Raw genomic sequence first — 16,252 nt, forward strand, 5'->3', positions numbered from 1 at the left:
CTCAAGTGGAAAGTGGAATATTTCAAGTAAAATCAACATAAAAATAATTGTCTATTTTGTTTTACATAATACTATAATTTGCTGTTATTATTATTCCCATAGAGAACAATCATAATTTTTTTGTTACTTTTTGTGATTATTTTGAAACTATTTCGACAAAATTTAGCTTTATTTGCAAAAGCCACAAAAAGTCCTTACGAATAATAGCAAAAGTACCAATTCGCTTTTAAAACCATTTCACGCTTTATTTTCTCTGTACTATTTTAAGAATCAACCTGCTCTTTTTTCCGAATACTTAAGAGTGCCGGCAGAATTGAAGAAAGTGATCCAAGAAGGATGAAAACGATCCCAATCATCATCGACAGAGAAATCTCTTCTCCAAGAATTGCCAATGCGAAAAGCGGTGCAATAATCGGTTTAAAGAAAAACACAAGGGAAGTTTCATGGGCACTTGTCATTTCCATAGCTTTAAAATAGCATGCAAAGCCAATCCCGGTATTAACAATACAAATAAAGAGGAACAACGGCAAAACAGACAAAGTGATCCCACTAAAGAATGGAATATTTGCAAAAAGTTTTCCCAGTCCTGCCTGCTGTGCCGATTGAGCCACCGCTGGAATATGAGTAATGCCCATCATAAGAAACATTTCAGCACTGCCCAGTAAAAAGCTCATGCAGGTAACCACTACTCCCCCAAAGCGGGCACAACTGCGCTTTCCAAGAACCCCATAAAATGCGAAAAGCAGGGTTGCTCCTAGACTCAAAGCAATTCCCAAAGGACTTAATGTATTATGAAATGGGTCTATAATGACAACAATTCCAATCATATCGAGGATCAGTGCCAGCACATGATGTTTACGAATCGGTTCACGCAACAAAAAGAATGCTAAGATTGTCACAAAGATTGGATTGCTGCTGAAAAGTACTGCCACAACAGACGCCTTTGTCTCCTGTACTGCCATCTGATAAAGGTTCATGGAAAGGAACATCCCTAAAAATCCTAATCCAGCAAAGCGCAAAATATCTTTTCCTTGTAACGTAATATGATTTTGTCTAAGTATCCGCACAGCAAAAGGAATCAGCACCAACCCACCGATAAAAAAGCGCAGTGCCGTAATCTGCAGTGGATGGAAAACCCCACCAGTCATTTTCTAAATGACTTCCATAGAACTAAAAATCAATGTCGTCAGCAGAATGTAAATATAACCCTTTTTCAACAAAAACGCTTCTCTCTCCTTAATTTATATCTTAATTATAAAAGATTTTCATTAAAGAAATCAAATCTTTTTTCTGACTTTCCCCATATTTCTTCATAGAAGTTCCTGACTATGAAAATTTTTTTTAATTTATGCATTTATTTGTGCTTTAAGGTAGATAATTCTGCAAATTTTCTTTTTTTAAAACAGTTTTTGAAAATTTTTAAAAAATTCTTGCGTCTTTTGAGGCGTGTCTGTTATAATAATTTTGTACTTCTGATTTGAAAATTAGAAGAAAATTTTGTGCATATCTAAATAATGCATAATGCGCTTGGATTTTTACTTTTGGCAATCGGCACAAAGCAAATCCTAATGATAAAAGATATTTGAAAAGGAGTTATTTCTCATGCGGGAAAAAATGCGCCCCATTATCTCAAAATTAAGCCATCTGCTCGAAATCGCTACGTCTCTTATCATCATTGCAGCTGTTTCCATGGGAATTTTTCATATGGCCGTCTATATATTTACAAACGGTGATGTAGACCAATCTAAATTTGAAACTTTCTTTGCAAACATTATGTCAATGGTTGTAGGGCTGGAATTTGTAAAAATGCTAGTCCGCCAAACACCTGCTGCAGTTTTAGACGTTTTGCTGTTTGCAGTTGCCCGGCAGATTATTATTTATCATCACAGCGCACTCGATAATCTGGTCGGTGTAATTGCGGTTGCAGGACTTTTCGCCATTCGTAAATATCTTTTTGTTGTGACCTTTGGCATCTGCGAAAAAGATAAGCGCAAGGCCATGGAGGATTCTCAGATGCACGAGGAGCTTCATCCTTCCGCCCCGAATGAAGGACCCGATCATCCCGTCTAATTTTTCTAAAACGAAAAGCAGAAAGCACCTTTCATTTTTTAACAAAATGAAGAGTGCTTTTTTATTTTGCATCCATTATTTCAATGAATAGTTTTAAGCAATATGAGGAAAAAGGTTCTGTAATTCTTTTGCGCTACAGGCTGCATTAAGCCTCGGAAAAGCATCTTCTGCTGTCTTTAAAAAATACGCGTAATCATCATGTCCCTCTATTTTTAATAATCTGCAAAGCCATAAAACCGCATCAGAAAGCACTTGACGCATTTCTTTTTCCGATAAAGCCTGCAAATACAACTGCAGTTGTTTCTGCTCTTGAGGTGACAAATCAAGTGCATACGGCTCTTTTTTCAGGATAGAAAGTCCGAGTGCCTGTATCATAACCGGCTCTGTAAGATTGATAAGAAGTTCCTGATAATCCGGCTCGACAACCTGTAAAAGTTTTTCAATTCGCTCTACATCAAAATGAAGCAAAAAGCGATTCTCAATCAAGAGGCAATGAAGATATTCGTTAAGATAACAAATTCCGGAAAGAGACTCTGGGACCGGATTCATCAACTGATAGTCAATATAGCAAGGAATCTGATGTGCAAAGAAACGAACATCATATTGTTTCCAAAAAGCACCGATCCCCTGCAGTGTATCAAAAAGGGAACGGTTTGAAATTTTTGGCGCACTCATACAGGCAGTTTTCCAAAGTCTCTTTCCTCTTCGAACTTCCCACTCGGCCCGCTTTTTTCCACGCTCAAAGAGTTCCTCTGCATTCATGTTTTTCAGCTTCAAGGGTTGCTCTTTTCCTTTAGGAGCAGCACCCAGATCCGTTAGGAAACAAATGGATGAAAAAAGTTCTTTGACGGTTTCTTTCGGGAGAGAGCTGCTTTCCCCCATGGTATAAAGGCGCACCTGTTTTTTTAGGATCTCCCAGATCGATGTTTGAAAAGGAAGACTCTCTTCTGAAAGCGCAGAATCAGATTCATCAGAAAAAGAATCTGTCCCTGTAAACCGAAGTGTCTCTGTCATTCTTCAGGATCCCTCCCATCCACAGAATCAAACGAATCAAATCGAAGATTTCGGCAAAGATCCTCCAAGGCTGTCTGCGAAAGATAAGAAAGAGAGCCCTGTGCTTTTCCGTTATAAATTTCCTTCATCGCTTCGATCAATTCATCGTCAGAAATCCGTTCCATAGACTCTGTTTTAAAATAATAAAACAGATCCTGCAGTTCAATTAAAGTCTCCTCATAGGAATTCGGAAGCAGAAACGGAGAATCACAAAACGCATAGGCAAGCTTTTTTAAAATTCCCTCGCCAAATTCAATCCGCCCGGTATTTTGAAGTGCTTTTATCCGATGCTCCTCCAGATTCTGAATTTGTTTGTCCGAAAGAGAAAGTCCGAATCTCTCCGTTATCTGATTGCAGTCCTGCATTAATCCGAGCAGTTCTTTTTTTTCAAGCTTTTTGGGTACCATTGTAAAATCCGATCTCATGTGTAATCCCCCCTAATATTGTTCTTACACCCTTAGGAAGAAAAAAACAAGACTTGAAAAAAGGCCCAATTTGTGGTAATATAAAGGCAGAAAAAAAGATCCGTTTTGCATATTTTTATGCAAAACGGATCTTTTTAAATATAAGATTAAGAATTCTGTTGAGCGGGAAAAAGTTTGGATTTTTTCAGGATTACGACCAAAAGCGGAATCAGTGTCAACTGCAAAAGAATTCCAGGCAATGCCGTAACAAAAGCGGAAGTAAGGAAGAGTTCAAATGTATAGCCTTTTCCTGCAAGATTATAAAATAGCAAACTGGAAATCCCCATTACAAATCGGCCGCCCAGCATAGCCACGAAAAGGGTCACATAGATTTTCCCCTGCGTCATCTGATAAAGAAGTCCAGAGAGAATCCCATAAGTTGCAAGCTCACAAATCATTGAAGCTCCCGTAGGAAACAAAGGCGGCATCCCGGTAATTATACTTGACAAAAGGGGGGTTAAAATCCCGCATAAAAGTCCCCAGGGCCATCCGCAGAGGATTCCGCAAAGCAAAACCGGGATATGCATTGGGCACAGGATCACCCCTGCATTTGGAATTGGTAAAAAATGAAATGCCTGCGGCAAAATAACACCGCCAGCCAAGCAGAGCGCAGAAATCGTTAACGGCACAGTTGCTCTTTTTTTCATAAAAATTTCCTTTCTCCGTCTTTTAAAAAGAAGGAATATGATATCCAGTTGTATTCAACACTAGACTGCATCCTTCTGCAATTCGATAGTTGGAAAAATACCGTTCTTCCATCGGAATCCAATTTTCTTTATAAAGCTGTAAAATTTCCGGATTGCTGCGCTTCAGAATTCGCTGTTCCTGTTCCTCTTTGGAAACGGTCAAAAACACTTCGTCATCATAGAACACCCGCAGACTTGGATGCATACTATAGGATCCCTCAATAATTGTCAAAGGCCCCGGACAGGCTGTTTTAGGCTCTCCAAATGTATTCTCTTTGCAATCATAAGGCCGATAAACCGCAGGCTTTCCGGTTCTTAGCGGGCGCAGCACCTCTTGTAGGAAACGTTCCCAATCAATATTTCCACCCGGTATCTGCAGACGTTCTTTTGTTCTGTGATTTTTCGGCAGATAAAAATCATCCATATGAACCACTGGGCACTCATATTGTTGGTGCAAATATTCCGCCAAAGTTGTCTTTCCACTTCCGCAGCGACCATCAATCGCAAGCAAAGCACAGCCATCTCTTCGCAGTCTCTCACAAAGTTTCTGCACTTCTTTCAGTGCTTTTTCTTCTTCGCGCAAAATATTCTCTCCTTTTATTTTATCTTAAACCTAAAATTCGGTTTAATTATACATGTATCCGCCTCAAAAAGAAACCGTCAAAAAGACACAAGTGTACCATGTAATTGAATTCAATTTTATAAAATCCGTCTGATTTTCTATAATGGATCTCCAAACATATTTTCACTTTATTAAATAAACAATTGGCAGCATCTTTTGGAGAAGGCATAGATTTCTTTTCCCTCTCATAAATTCTTTAGAAAGCGTTTTATTGGGAGGGAATCTCATGATTCGGAATTTTAAAAAAAAGAAAATTTTCTTTGTAGGATTTTTTATTCTGACTTTTCTGCTCTGTTTCGGAATTTTTGATCTGTGCAATAGAGCTGTCCAAAATGCAGCCACCACACCGGAGCCAAAAAAAGATTTTATTCACTATGTAGAATTCAATGTGAACTTTGAATCTCTGGATTGCGCACTTTCTCTTGATATAAAGGGGAATAAAGAAAATAAACCGGTTAACTGGGTAGACCTTTTAAGTTTAGAAGCCGCCCGCACCGGTGGAAAATTCACAAGTTCTTCTCCAAAGCACTTGGATGAAGACGCTGAAAAGCTACAAAATGGTTCGTCTGTTTCCGAACTGTCCGAAGGACTCTCTTACTATGCCTATTATCGAAAAGCATATGGTGCTGTTCTAGATGGACTAGTCGGAAATTTCGAAGAGGAAGTCCCGGATGAATCCGCTCCAAATGGGAAGCGTTGGGAACAAAAATACGGACTTTCCGCTTATTCTCCTATCGCAAAAGGATTTCCATATTCTGAATTTGATGATTTTGGAGTAAGCCGTACTTATGGCTATCGTCGACAACATCTTGGACATGATATGATGGGACAAATCGGCACTCCTATTATTGCCGTGGAAAGTGGAACAGTCGAAGCTCTCGGGTGGAATCAATATGGAGGCTGGCGGATTGGAATCCGAAGTCTTGACAAACAGCGCTATTATTATTACGCACATCTACGACAGAATTATCCTTATCAATCCGATTTAAAAGTTGGCTCTTCTGTTAAAGCAGGAGATGTAATTGGCTACCTTGGTCACACCGGATACAGCACCAAAGAAAACGTCAACAATATTACAGAACCTCACCTTCATTTCGGATTAGAGCTGGTTTTTGACGAGTCTCAGAAAGAAAGTGACAATGAAATCTGGGTAGATGTCTACCCGCTTTGCCGACTGCTTTCACGCCATCAATCCCTGGTTGCAAAGATTCCCAATACGAAAGATTATCAACGCGTCTACGATTTTCAAAACACTGAGAATCCGTAATCTGATTTTCCGGGGATACTTTCGCTTCTGTGAATCGATCCCACACCCCCCAGTATAATCAAGTATTTAGATTAGGCTGCAAAACATAAAATTTATTATATTTTTCTAAACCATCAGTTTTCGCCCCCCTTAAAATGATCTTTGTAAAATTCATCTTATGGGAGCTATTCTGGTGGTTTTTTTATTTACTTACTTACAAATTATAAGTTTACTTACCCTTTTTTATTGTTAAATTAACATGAAGTGAATTAATATATTGTGCAAATTGCTGTAATTGTTGTATAACAGATAGGACCATTGTCAAAGTTGTTCTAGTGCTTAATTAAAATGACATATTGGGGCCCCTAGGAGGTGATGAAATCCACATAACGTTTCGCTCGATGATTATCATATGATTTTTACTTTCACGGGTTTGCAACTCAAAAGCGAAACGCCTTCTGGCCGGGGATTTAGAAAAGTTATCACTAAGCATCATGAGTTTTTAGGGCAACTTATATTTTTGCGTAAGAAGCGAGATAATAACATGAAATATGATATGGAGGAAACAAAAATATGGGCTTTTTAACCAAGCTTTTAAGCAATAGCGTTTTTATGGCCTTTCTTGCATTGGCATTGGGGTATCTATTTGGACGAATATCTTTTGGTGGGCTTAAATTTGGGACATCCGGTGTCTTAATTGTAGCCCTTATTCTTGGCAGCTTCGGGATGAAAATTCCTGATGTGCTGGGCTCTATAGGACTTGTTATGTTCTTGGGCTGTGTGGGACTTTCAGCTGGTCCTTCTTTTGTAACAAACATAAAGGCTAATTTTTGGGGATTTATAGCAACCACTCTTGCTATTCTTTTATCTGCCGGAGTAACAATCGCCATGGCAGTAAAAATATTCAATCTTCCAATTGATTTATCACTTGGCGTTATGGCAGGCGCACTCACCTGCACAGCTTCGCTGACTTCTACATTGGAAATTGTAGGCTCTGATTCGGCAGCAGGTGTAGGCTATGCACTTGCGTATGTATTCGGTATCATCAGTATTGTGCTATTTGTACAGATTATTCCAAAGCTTTTCAAAGCAAATGTTGAGGAAGAAAATGCCAAAATACCAGATCCACCTGTGTCTAAACGTTTGGCCGGACTAAAAAATGCAAAACTGATTACAATGGATGCCCCGGGCGTTTTTGTAGTATGCATTACAATTGCTTTCGGTGTGATGCTTGGAGCGATTGCAATTCCTGTCGGCGGTGGCTTAACCTTCTCATTGGGCAACGGCGGCGGCGCAATCATAGCAGGCATCGTCATATCTGCCATCGGCAAAATCGGAAAAATCAATTTCCAAGCACCTAAAACCACACTGGTCCCCATGCGTGACTTCGGAATTTCTCTTTTCCTTTTAGCAAATGGTGCTGCTGCTGGCCCGAAATTTGTATCCACCTTATCTCAATATGGTATAACATTATTCTTGGTAGGCGTATTAATGAGCGTTGTTGCCATACTGGCCGCATTTGTTGTATCTAGGTATCTATTCAAAATGCCTCTCTTTGCTTCCCTTGGAGCAACCACAGGTGCTATGACTTCAGCACCTGCACTTAATGCACTTATGTTGGTTTCTGGGAATGACAAAGTAGCTGCTTTCTACGCAGCATGCCAGCCAATTGCTACTGTAGGTCTGGTTATATTACCACGAATTATGGTCGGATTGCTGCATTAACTTTAATTATGAACTAAGTGAAATTTTAATTTCTATTTACCCTTCTTACTTACCTATAAAAATAAGAAACGCTGTGACTTATGAGTCACAGCGTTTCTTATTTTTAGGAGCATCTCTTTGCATATAAAGAGTGACCCAAACTTCGTATTGTTGTTCTTGACTTTCCTGCTTGATAGGTATCCATAATATCCATTTAGACGCTGTCAAAACATGTTGCCTAATTCATTTCTTAATGCCTATAATTGCGAATTTCTTCATTGCAGATCTGGATGTTTTTGCAGCATCCTGAAAAAGCGCATAAGGTTATCCATCGTAAGGGCCAGATCTTCCTTACAACGCTGTTTTGCTTCTGAAAAGGGAACCGCTACGCGATTGATACTGAAGACAGCGCTGACTCCTTCTCTGTAAGCATTTTCAATCTGGTCACCAATGTCGCCGACAATAGCAATAAGCGGAACCCCCTGCTTTTGGGTGCGGTGGGCCACCCCTACAATAACTTTTCCTCTGAGAGACTGAGAATCCAATTTTCCTTCTCCGCTAAACACAAGGTCTGCTCCGCGGATCTTATCATCAAATCCAACGACATCAAGTACAGTCTCGATTCCCGGCTGCAAACAGCTGCCAAAAAAAGCTGCCATCCCGCCGCCCATACCACCTGCCGCTCCCGAACCTGGAAGGAAGCGAATGTCTTTTCCAAGATCGCACCGGATAATTTCAGCCAAATGATTGAGGTTTCGGTCAAGTAGACGGATTTCCTCTTCAGAAGCCCCTTTTTGAGGCCCAAAGACAGCTGCAGCTCCATGGGAACCACACAGCGGATTGTCAATGTCGCACATTGTGATAAGATCAATGCCTTTGAGGTCAGCATTCAATCCACTCGTATCAATAGAAGTAATCTTTCCAAGCGTTTCCCCGACAGGAACGAACTCGTGTCCGCCTTCGTCAAAAAAGCGGATTCCCAATGCAGCGGCAGCTCCTGCACCTCCGTCGTTCGTCGCACTACCGCCTAAACCGACAATGATTTTGTGACAGCCGGATTTCGCGGCATGCGCAATTAACTGCCCTACCCCAAAGGTGGTCGTTTTGCCAGCAGAACGATTTTCACCAACCAACGGCAACCCTGCGGCCGCCGCCATTTCTATCACGGCAGTTCCATCGGGAAGCACCCCATAGAAAGCCGGGATATCTTCAAAATATGGTCCTTTTACAACAAGGGGAACCTTCCGCCCACCAACAGCGGAAAGGAAGGCATCCACGCTGCCCTCACCACCGTCAGCTACAGGGATACTGAGTACCTTGGCGTTGGGAAAATAATTCAGTATTACTTTCTTCATAATATTGCAGACTTCAGACGAAGACATCGTCCCTTTAAAAGAATCTGGTATCAGTATGACTTTTTTCATTAAACGGATTTCCCCCATTCATGCAATTATTCCCGACAAACACATTTTCCTGACATCAGTGTAGAATCAGAGAAAGGACAAATACACCGACCATAGATGCGAGACCTTCTACTAGCGTGTTCATCGTCTGCGTCTTATATCCCTGTTCCGGTGTCATGGAACCAAAGTTCGTGACAACCCAGAAGTAAGAATCGTTTGCGTGTGATACCGTCATGGCGCCTGCACCGATTGCCATCACTGTCAGCGCCGTAGAAACAGGGGACTGTAACCCGAGTACGGTCATCAGCGGAGCCATAATGCCGGCCGTGGTGGTGATAGCGACCGTCGAAGAGCCTTGTGCGGTCTTCAGAATCGCCGCGAGCAGGAATGGGAAGAAAATCCCGACGCTCTGGAGCAACGGAGCATTGGACGTGATATACTGCACCATCCCGGAAACGGCTATCACCTTTCCGAGGACGCCGCCCGCCGCGGTAATGAAAAGAATAGGGCCAACCGTTTTCAGAGTCTTATCGGTAACATCATAAAAATGATCTATTTTATGCATATCCACGAGAAGCCATACTCCGAACAATGTGCCAACAGCAAGTGCAATAATTGGCGTTCCAAGGAAATTGCACAAATGTGCGCCAAAACCAGACCACTTCGCCATGGAAGAAATAGAACCGAGAGCCATCAGAAGAATTGGAACAACAATTGGGCTAAGCGAAAGTGCTCCGTTTGGCAGCCGACCATATTCTTTCAGGATTTCATCGTATGTTTTAACAATTTCTCCGTCAGCCGGTTCCACATCCGCTTCGTCTGCAGCCCGAACTTTTTTGCTGATGTGACCTGCATAGAGATATGTAGCAATCAGCGCCGGAATGGAGACAAGCGCGCCCAGTCCCATAACCAAAAGCAGATTGTCACCGATGCCAAGCGAATTTGCGGCTGCAATTGGACCCGGTGTTGGAGGGATAAATACATGGGAAGCATAAAGGCCGCCCGCCAAGCAGACCGTCATCGCAACGCTGCTTTTACGGGTACGCTGTACCAAAGCCCTACGGATTGGATTCAGGATGACGAATCCGCTGTCGCAGAAGACAGGAATGGAAACAACCCAGCCCATGATCAACATAGCCACATCCGGGTGATCTGGTCCGACCACATGGATTACCATGTCAGCAAGCTTAAAAGCAGCTCCTGTCTCTTCCAAAATTGTTCCGACCAACGCACCAAGAATAATAACAATGCCGATGCTGGTGAAAGTGCCGCTGAAACCGGCTCCAATTACATTGGCAAGTCCCAGCACGGTGGTTCCATCTGCTTTTTTCGTATCGACCAAAGGAATCCCCGCAACCAAACCCAGCAGCAGAGAAATGGTCATAATCGCTAAGAATGGATGAACTTTCAGCTTAGAGATTGCCAAAATCATGGCGATAACTGCGATGATAAATGCAATGATTAACCCAAACCCAGACATTTTTTCTACCCCCTCTAAAAATTAAGCAAAATAACTATGCATAAAAACAGGTATGTATTCGCTTAATTTATATTATATTAGTACAAAATTATGATATTGTCAATATTGGTTTACACTTTTTTCTCAAGAATGTTCGACCTTATGCTGCCTCCTGCAATGAATCATAGTACTGCTGTCGCTTAACCATCGGAGGTAAGCCACCGTTAGCTGAACAGATTCGCCGGTTATTCCAATAGCCGATGAAGTATCTCCAAATAAGAGTTTTTAACTGTTCTACTGTCATTGAGCTGGTATCGTAACGTCCATAAAGTAATTCCTCTTTGAATCTTGCCCACATACTTTCACATCTGGCATTGTCATGGCATCTGCCACCGGCACTGTTCATGCTTTGAAGAATGCCATATTTGTTGATTGCCTTACGATATAACCCGCTGGTATACTGCGTACCTCTGTCACTGTGAAGAATAGCTCCCCTAAGCATAGGATAGGCTCTATAAGCGTTATCTAAGGTTTGTTCACAAAGGGGAGCTTTCATATTTGTATCCATGGCAAGACCCAATACCGCTAAATCGTAGCAGTCAAAGATGGCTGAAACATACAGTTTTCCATCAGAAGCTTTTATTTCAGTCATATCAGTAATACATTTTTTTAGAGGTTTTTCAGCAGTGAAGTCACGTTTTATTAAATCATCTGATTTCCGGGCTTCTTTGTCAGCTTTAGTAATACCATTAGGCTTGCGTTTTGGTTTGTGATTAAGACCAATTTCGTCCATGACACGATAAACAGTTCTCTCGCCGGGAATGTGTATACCCTCCGGCTGTTTGAGTTGTAATGCCTGATACATACGGATTCTTCCATAAGTGTCATTACATTCATCCTCACTACAAATATCAAGCATTGTATCTACCAATTCCTGATATTTCCATGGAGCATCCTTTGCTTTTAGGTATTTATTGAATGCTTGTCTGGAAACATGAAGCACTCTGCAATAAAAAGAAATTTTGCCCTTAATCTCGCCGTCATCAGTTTTGGTTGCAATAAACATCAGTCTCTGTTTTTTGCTGACTTCCGACGGCTGGCTGCGAAAAAAGCACTGGCTTCTTCGAGAAATTCATTTTCTTCTTTTAAACGACGGATTTCCTTATCCTGCTCTTTAATGCGCTTTTTGAGTTCGATAAGCTCATCGTTAAGAGATAAGGCATTCTTAGGCGTATGAACCGCGTCATTTGCGCTGAGACGACCTTCTTTGAAGGCTTTTATCCAGGTGTACATAGTACCCTTGGGAATCCCTAATTCGTTAGCTGCTTTATGCCCACCAATTTCCTGAGCAAGTTTTACAGCTTGTGCTTTAAATTCATTGTCATAAGATTTTTGATTTTGTGCCATAGGTTGTTTCTCCTGTTCTCGTATTGATTATGATTATATATCAAAGTCCTTGAGAATAGGGTGTCAACTTTTATGATACAACATCATTATTCCACTTGTTAATGTTATAATGAGTGGAAATAGAGGTCGGTTTTCGCAGTTTGTATTGCAAGATATTTTTATGAATGAAAAGACGTTTTGCGGCACATGTAGTAGGAGTCTCATCCTCTTCCCTTACACAGAACTCCATCAAATGCTCATCAATGATTTTTTCGTCCCCACATGTAAATTATCGCTCCATTTTGGATCTATGCTGGTGATAATATCGACGTTTTCATCCATAATTTTTCATCCATAATGTTGATGTGCTGCTTGACAATTAAACTGATTTTCTAAGAAATTTGTTTGTTACTTCACGTAGAGATAAGCATACCAGCAAGTTTTCTTTCCCAAATCTGTTGAAAAACAGAGAAATGAATACTTAGATATTTATTATAGCTCATATCTGTCGAAAAAGGTATCTGAGCCTTCTCTAATTTTTTGGAGACAAAAGCAGATCGCAAGTCAAAGGAGATTGCAAGCGGTAAGGAATATTACTTAATGCCATAACGAAACAAGTTAGTGGCATAAATAAAGAAAGACTGACAAACTGAGGCTTCTATGATCCAGTCTCGGTTTATCAGTCTGTACATATTGAAATGAAAGTACCGTCTTCTATTTAATTTTCGTCTTCCGCAGAAATAAAAATTTTTCTAGTACAATGCTGTTTCATTCTTTAGCGCAGCTCAACTTGGCCCATTCTGAGTTTTTTCAAATACGGTATCACCAATGCGCCTGACACGACAAGCGCGACCATGTCTGCCGCTGGAGTTGCCCACGCTATCCCGCTTATACCCATGAGATGATCGAACAAAAACATCAAAGGAACGTCAACTGTTCCTTTGCGCAGCAGTGACAGAATGATCGGCTGGATCTTTTTTCCGGTGGCCTGAAACACTGTAATAACAAAAAAATTGACTGCCGTTGTTGGGCATGCAAGACAAATGATTCTGAGAAAAGTTCGCCCGTATTGCACCGTTTCAGCATTGTCAATAAACAGGCGTGTAATCGGTGCAGCAGTGAGCAGCAAGATTGTCATACCGGAAAGCGATATTACCAGACAAGCATAAAGCAGCGTTTTGATCACTGACATCATTCTTGTTCTGTTCCCCGAGGTATAGTTATATCCGATCAGGGGCAGCGTTCCCTGAGTCATTCCTTGTGCAATTGCAAACGCCATTAGATCAATTTTCTTTGCGATTCCCATCCCGGCGACGGCTTCATTTGAATAAGTAGAGATAATATTATTGAGGACAGTATTCGATATGGTAGCCATCATAGATATGATAAAACTAGGCAATCCCACCGCCAGCACTTCCCCAGGGATATGATCTTCGAGTGTATACAGTTTGGGCGACATCGTTATTGTACTAACATTCCTAATTTTATAGATAAAGCAAAAAAAGTAAACTACGGCAGCCGTATTTGAAATCATAGTTGCAATTGCCGCCCCCATAATCTCCATCTTAAAAGTGAAAATGAAAAGCGGATCAAGTCCCATATTAAGAATTCCTCCAAATGCCACACCCAAGCTGGCCTGCTTCGAATAGCCCTCTGATCTTACAAGATGAGCGAGTTCAGGGTTCAGTACCGTAGGAACGGCACCGATGCCGATTGTCCAAAATATGTACTCCGAACTATACTCCCACGTTCCGTCATTCGTGCCGAGAACCGGTAGTAAGGCCGGAAGAAAAATGAGCACAGAGACACCATAAATAAATGCGGCAGCAATAGCTGTCCAAATGCAGAAGGAAGAACAGTGTGAAGCTTTTTCTCTGTCGTTCGCTCCAAGGGATCTGGAAATAAGACTTGCGCCGCCGATTCCAAACAGGTTTGCGAAAGCGGTCATGACCATAAAGAGCGGCATTGCGAGCGTCGCCGCCGCCACCTGGTTAGGGTCATCCAACTGTCCTACAAAAAACGTATCTGCCATATTGTAAATGACGGTAATAACCTGACTGATGACAGTCGGAACCGCTAGTGTGAGCACCGCCTTTTTTTCTGGCATAGAAGAAAAAAGGTCTTCTTTTTCTGTTCCCACGTTCAATGCCGCCTCTTTTCCGCACGGTCCAGGCTATCGATAAAACATGCGATTGCAAAATGAAAGGTCTTATCTGTATCCGCTGGGGAATGTGAAAAAAATCCGGCATCCATCTCTGAAACATAACCATGCACAATACTACGGAAAAAACGCCGAAAATGTATCTTTTCGTCTTCTTCAATATCATAATCTGCCAACATCTTTACAATTGGCTCCGTGATGCATATAGCAGCCTCATCCAGTACATGACTGTCGGAAGCCGCAACGTTCATGACAAGCCAGTATAGCTCTCTGTGCTCTTTTGCGAAGCGCCGATAAGCTTCAGCCAGTGCATAAACTGCCTGCCCCCGGTTTAGGCCCTTGATTGCCTGCATTTCTGCGCCTTTTTGCAATTTCAGCGCGTAATTGCACACCCCCACCAACAACTCCTCCATATTTTTTACATGGTTATACAGTGAGGCAGTCTTCACGCCCAATTCGTCCGCGACGAGCTTCATTGAAAAATTGTTCTGTCCATATCGTTCGATGACATTTACTGCAGCATCAATGAGCACTTCCCTGCTTAACCCTTTCTGTGCCATTTCTTCGCCTCCCAAAAACTAACGCTATTAGTTGTATATTAAACTAATAGCGTTAGTTTGTCAATAAAGTGCTCACTTTTTTGCAGACAAAAAACCAGGCACTTGTAAAAATACAGATGCCTGGCAATGTTTTTATTGTAGAACCCTTCAGACTGGTCTTTTCCAGTACATAGGTCTTAGTTATAAATCATTTTACTCTCGACGGCAGTCACATTTATCTTACTTCCTGTTGAGATCAATTTTCAATATGCTCGTTTGCATCAACTTTTGACAATAAACATACCGCCTCAACATGGAACGATAGCATCAGTTTGATGTCGGGTATGTGTTTTGTTGATTTTCAGTGCAGGGAAATAGGTCGATAATGGTTTTTATGGGCTGTTTCCGTCCGAGGGAATATGTCCACAGTATATTAAAAGTTCAATGCGTTCTTGGGAACAAGTCAATGTAAGGTCTAAAGCCCACCGCTTCCGTTAGCAAATGCTTAAAGTATTGGTACAGTGTGCATTATCACTGACAATTCGTAAGCAAGGGTATCAATCGTTAGTGAAGGTTATTGCACTTTTCTCTTTGAATTCGTGATGTATGTTTCCTCTGTAAAAGCGCCCTTGTAAACTTCATCATCAAGGAAGCCTAAAATCTCTTTTAGTTTTTTCTTGTCTGCCGGGATGATCAGTTTTTTATTTTCAACGGTAATTTCCAAACCACAACTCTGTGCCAACTTCTTTATTTTAGCTGCTGTATTGTTCTTGAGAACGCCTGAGTCATTTATTGCTGCAATTTTTCGGCGTATCCAAGTATCAGCCATTGACTGAAACTGGTCTTTGTCCGCAAGACTCAACAAGTCCAATCCGCTGAAGCTTTGAACTTCAGCATCAGTTGCGGAGCGATAATACTCGCTCAGGTCAAATATCTGGCGAGCATAAAAATATGAGGAAAATCGAAGTTCCATCTGAGTGAATACACAATCGATAGTATCTGTAATCCCGATGCCCCACCGATTCTCAAGAATAAAAGTGTCTTGGTCATAGAACAGGCTGAACTTTTTTGTGGAAAGATACTGTTCCTTGCGGAAACGCTGAAAAGCAACGTTGAATATCTCAGTGTTATCAGCCTCTGTACGTTCACCAATAAAAATTGCTCTTATATCTGGCTCTGCATCTTTGTTGTAGGCAAAGGTCTGTAATCCAAGCGGGTTTCTGACCGCATCGGTTATAACTTCTGGTAGGTGAAAATTGCAGATAGACAAGCCCTCGTCCTCGTTTGGCTTATAGCTACCGTCAAAAGGGACGATTTGCTTGCCCGAAAGTAATGGCACGGCGGCATCTGAAAAACTACTGCAAATCGCCGCTTGCGTAGTCTTGTCTACTTCCAGCAACTGAACCGGGTTCTCATTTCCATCGTTCAATAGAACCATAATTGAACTGTTATCGAACAT

Annotated in this window: 15 protein-coding genes; 3 read left to right on the top strand and 12 right to left on the bottom strand. The window is 41.4% G+C overall.

Features of this window, described 5'->3' with window-relative positions:
* Positions 1-263: 263 nt before the first annotated feature.
* Positions 264-1,148, bottom strand: coding sequence for a DMT family transporter (locus tag OP489_RS07965; RefSeq protein WP_266161435.1), 885 nt, complete (start codon positions 1,146-1,148; stop codon positions 264-266).
* A 454-nt stretch (positions 1,149-1,602) separates the two neighbouring features.
* On the opposite strand from OP489_RS07965, the gene OP489_RS07970 reads away from it, so the two are divergent.
* Positions 1,603-2,070 (top strand): phosphate-starvation-inducible PsiE family protein, encoded by a 468-nt coding sequence (locus tag OP489_RS07970; RefSeq protein ID WP_266161436.1) that lies wholly within the window; start codon positions 1,603-1,605, stop codon positions 2,068-2,070.
* A 93-nt stretch (positions 2,071-2,163) separates the two neighbouring features.
* On the opposite strand, the gene OP489_RS07975 is transcribed toward OP489_RS07970, so the two are convergent.
* From OP489_RS07975 to OP489_RS07990, 4 genes are all read right to left on the bottom strand, one after another.
* Entirely contained in the window at positions 2,164-3,084 is a 921-nt protein-coding gene (locus OP489_RS07975; RefSeq protein ID WP_266161437.1) for a DUF6179 domain-containing protein, read from the bottom strand.
* Positions 3,081-3,548, bottom strand: coding sequence for a DUF6323 family protein (locus OP489_RS07980; protein WP_266161438.1), 468 nt, complete (start codon positions 3,546-3,548; stop codon positions 3,081-3,083). The genes OP489_RS07975 and OP489_RS07980 overlap by 4 nt, the downstream gene beginning before the upstream one ends.
* A 146-nt stretch (positions 3,549-3,694) precedes the next feature.
* A complete protein-coding gene (locus tag OP489_RS07985; protein ID WP_266161439.1) occupies positions 3,695-4,234 on the bottom strand; it encodes an ECF transporter S component in 540 nt (179 codons plus the stop codon).
* Between the two features lie 22 nt (positions 4,235-4,256).
* Positions 4,257-4,856: a uridine kinase family protein gene (locus OP489_RS07990; protein WP_266161440.1), complete on the bottom strand. Its 600-nt coding sequence runs from the start codon at positions 4,854-4,856 to the stop codon at positions 4,257-4,259.
* A 265-nt stretch (positions 4,857-5,121) separates the two neighbouring features.
* On the opposite strand from OP489_RS07990, the gene OP489_RS07995 reads away from it, so the two are divergent.
* Both OP489_RS07995 and OP489_RS08000 read left to right on the top strand, forming a co-directional pair.
* Positions 5,122-6,162: a M23 family metallopeptidase gene (locus OP489_RS07995; RefSeq protein WP_266161441.1), complete on the top strand. Its 1,041-nt coding sequence runs from the start codon at positions 5,122-5,124 to the stop codon at positions 6,160-6,162.
* 552 nt (positions 6,163-6,714) lie between these two features.
* Positions 6,715-7,866: an antiporter gene (locus tag OP489_RS08000; RefSeq protein WP_266161442.1), complete on the top strand. Its 1,152-nt coding sequence runs from the start codon at positions 6,715-6,717 to the stop codon at positions 7,864-7,866.
* A 254-nt stretch (positions 7,867-8,120) separates the two neighbouring features.
* On the opposite strand, the gene OP489_RS08005 is transcribed toward OP489_RS08000, so the two are convergent.
* The 7 genes from OP489_RS08005 to OP489_RS08035 all read right to left on the bottom strand — a co-directional run bounded on the left by OP489_RS08005 (position 8,121) and on the right by OP489_RS08035 (position 16,252).
* Entirely contained in the window at positions 8,121-9,269 is a 1,149-nt protein-coding gene (locus tag OP489_RS08005) for a glycerate kinase (RefSeq protein WP_266161443.1), read from the bottom strand.
* Between the two features lie 55 nt (positions 9,270-9,324).
* Positions 9,325-10,728, bottom strand: a complete 1,404-nt coding sequence (locus OP489_RS08010; RefSeq protein WP_266161444.1) for a GntP family permease — start codon at positions 10,726-10,728, stop codon at positions 9,325-9,327.
* A 139-nt stretch (positions 10,729-10,867) separates the two neighbouring features.
* Positions 10,868-11,773: an IS3 family transposase gene (locus OP489_RS08015; protein WP_416232442.1), complete on the bottom strand. Its 906-nt coding sequence runs from the start codon at positions 11,771-11,773 to the stop codon at positions 10,868-10,870.
* Positions 11,773-12,114 carry a transposase gene (locus OP489_RS08020; RefSeq protein WP_236875328.1) on the bottom strand — a complete coding sequence of 114 codons (342 nt, stop codon included), beginning with the start codon at positions 12,112-12,114 and terminating at the stop codon, positions 11,773-11,775. Before OP489_RS08020 ends, OP489_RS08015 begins: the two co-directional genes overlap by 1 nt.
* Positions 12,115-12,868: 754 nt before the next feature.
* On the bottom strand, positions 12,869-14,233 hold the full coding sequence (locus OP489_RS08025) for an MATE family efflux transporter (RefSeq protein ID WP_266161445.1): 1,365 nt from the start codon (positions 14,231-14,233) through the stop codon (positions 12,869-12,871).
* A gap of 2 nt (positions 14,234-14,235) precedes the next feature.
* On the bottom strand, positions 14,236-14,814 hold the full coding sequence (locus OP489_RS08030) for a TetR/AcrR family transcriptional regulator (protein WP_266161446.1): 579 nt from the start codon (positions 14,812-14,814) through the stop codon (positions 14,236-14,238).
* A 553-nt stretch (positions 14,815-15,367) separates the two neighbouring features.
* Positions 15,368-16,252, bottom strand: a complete 885-nt coding sequence (locus tag OP489_RS08035) for a Kiwa anti-phage protein KwaB-like domain-containing protein (RefSeq protein ID WP_266161447.1) — start codon at positions 16,250-16,252, stop codon at positions 15,368-15,370.

Source organism: Caproicibacterium sp. BJN0003 (genome assembly GCF_026314295.1).
Taxonomy (GTDB): Bacteria; Bacillota; Clostridia; order Oscillospirales; family Acutalibacteraceae; genus Caproicibacterium.

Coding starts and splice junctions, on each gene's coding strand:
- OP489_RS07975 (WP_266161437.1), bottom strand. CDS start 3,084: ATGACAGAGACACTTCGGTTTACAGGGACAGATTCTTTTTCTGATGAA.
- OP489_RS07985 (WP_266161439.1), bottom strand. CDS start 4,234: ATGAAAAAAAGAGCAACTGTGCCGTTAACGATTTCTGCGCTCTGCTTG.
- OP489_RS08010 (WP_266161444.1), bottom strand. CDS start 10,728: ATGTCTGGGTTTGGGTTAATCATTGCATTTATCATCGCAGTTATCGCC.
- OP489_RS07965 (WP_266161435.1), bottom strand. CDS start 1,148: ATGACTGGTGGGGTTTTCCATCCACTGCAGATTACGGCACTGCGCTTT.
- OP489_RS08005 (WP_266161443.1), bottom strand. CDS start 9,269: ATGAAAAAAGTCATACTGATACCAGATTCTTTTAAAGGGACGATGTCT.
- OP489_RS07970 (WP_266161436.1), top strand. CDS start 1,603: ATGCGGGAAAAAATGCGCCCCATTATCTCAAAATTAAGCCATCTGCTC.
- OP489_RS08020 (WP_236875328.1), bottom strand. CDS start 12,114: ATGGCACAAAATCAAAAATCTTATGACAATGAATTTAAAGCACAAGCT.
- OP489_RS07980 (WP_266161438.1), bottom strand. CDS start 3,548: ATGAGATCGGATTTTACAATGGTACCCAAAAAGCTTGAAAAAAAAGAA.
- OP489_RS08000 (WP_266161442.1), top strand. CDS start 6,715: ATGGGCTTTTTAACCAAGCTTTTAAGCAATAGCGTTTTTATGGCCTTT.
- OP489_RS07995 (WP_266161441.1), top strand. CDS start 5,122: ATGATTCGGAATTTTAAAAAAAAGAAAATTTTCTTTGTAGGATTTTTT.
- OP489_RS08035 (WP_266161447.1), bottom strand. CDS start 16,252: ATGTTCGATAACAGTTCAATTATGGTTCTATTGAACGATGGAAATGAG.
- OP489_RS08030 (WP_266161446.1), bottom strand. CDS start 14,814: ATGGCACAGAAAGGGTTAAGCAGGGAAGTGCTCATTGATGCTGCAGTA.
- OP489_RS08015 (WP_416232442.1), bottom strand. CDS start 11,773: ATGTTTATTGCAACCAAAACTGATGACGGCGAGATTAAGGGCAAAATT.